Annotated in this window: 2 protein-coding genes; one reads left to right on the plus strand and one right to left on the minus strand. The window is 42.2% G+C overall.

The genetic code is table 11. The annotated features are described in order from the left end of the window. Positions 1-340, plus strand: a 340-nt coding sequence (locus R7040_RS24830) for a carbonic anhydrase (RefSeq protein WP_318097330.1), incomplete at its 5' end; no start/stop codon positions are given. A 74-nt stretch (positions 341-414) separates the two neighbouring features. Here R7040_RS24830 and hpt read toward each other — a convergent pair. Beyond that, on the minus strand, positions 415-945 hold the full coding sequence (gene hpt, locus R7040_RS24835; protein ID WP_318097331.1) for a hypoxanthine phosphoribosyltransferase: 531 nt from the start codon (positions 943-945) through the stop codon (positions 415-417). Positions 946-1,048 lie beyond the last annotated feature (103 nt).

The following is a 1,048-nucleotide window of genomic DNA, read 5'->3' on the forward strand; positions in this document are numbered from 1 at the left end:
CCCTCAACTCGGGCTTATCAATAACTGGCTACTGCACATCAGAGATCTTTACTTCAAGCATCGTTCTTACTTAGATCAAATGCCTGTTGAAGATCGTGCCGATAAGCTTGGTGAAATTAACGTTGCAGAACAAGTTTATAACCTAGGCAATTCAACCATCATGCAAAACGCGTGGGAGCGCGGGCAAGATGTCGAAATTCACGGTGTCGTATACGGAATTGAAGATGGTCGCCTTGAATATTTAGGTATTCGCTCTAATTCTAAAGAGACCGTTGAAGCATCGTACCAGAAAGCACTGTCGACGATTTTAAACCCTGACAATAAGCTTCTGTGTCGCTAAGCCATAAAATCTGAATAAATAAAAAACGCCCATTTATATGGGCGTTTTTTTTGTATTTCGAATAGTGAACTCAATTATTCTTGAGGAACCACTTTACCGATGAATGGTAGGTGACGGTATTTTTGAGCGTAATCGATACCAACACCAACACCGAACTCGTCAGGGATCTCGAAACCAATCCAATCAACTGGCACATTTACTTCACGGCGAGATGGCTTGTCTAGTAGCGTACAAATCGCGATAGATTTAGGTTCACGTAGCGATAGGATTTCGCGAATTTTATTTAGCGTGTTACCTGTATCGATGATGTCTTCAACAAGCAAAACGTCTTTGCCTTTAATGTCATCATCCAAATCTTTCAAGATGCGTACATCGCGTGAGCTTTCCATCGTGTTGCCGTAGCTTGATGCCGTCATAAAATCAACTTGATGAGTCAGTTCAATAGCACGTGCTAGGTCGGCCATAAATACAAAAGAACCACGCAACAAGCCAACCAAAACTAGGTCTTCACTGCCTTGGTAACGCTCTGTAATTTGTTTGCCTAATTCACGAATTCGTTCCTGAACTTCTTGCTCAGAAATCATGACTTCTATTGTATGTTTCATACTGTGCTCAATTTAGTTTGTGGGTTGAGGTAGGTCGCACGCAAACGATCACCTAATCTTACGGCGTGTAGTGTATCACCACGAAGAGTGGGTTGAAAGTCAC

This window comes from Vibrio sp. 1069 (genome assembly GCF_033340555.1).